Here is a 229-nt window from a genome sequence, read left to right on the forward strand (position 1 = left end):
TAACACCAACAAACATGTGTAATGGTGTTCTACAATACTACCAATATAAACAGTATACCGTTGTATCTGTACTTGATTTATCAAAGCAAGATTCCGAAGTGATACCATTGCTTCTGGCTTGTTTAGCAGAAGCTTTGATTCATTTCAATCCGGATTCTTTTTTAGCGAAGGATGAATCTAGCATCTTATATTGGTGTAGAAAGAACTTTAAAGGATTTCATAGTATCTC

Annotated in this window: 1 pseudogene; it reads left to right on the forward strand. The window is 34.1% G+C overall.

Going from position 1 to position 229, the window contains the following annotated elements:
• Window positions 1-229, forward strand: a pseudogene (locus FOT98_RS32815) (hypothetical protein); the annotation flags it as partial.

The organism is Bacillus sp. HY001, from assembly GCF_007558965.1.
In the GTDB taxonomy this organism is placed as follows: Bacteria; Bacillota; Bacilli; order Bacillales; family Bacillaceae_G; genus Bacillus_A; species Bacillus_A mobilis.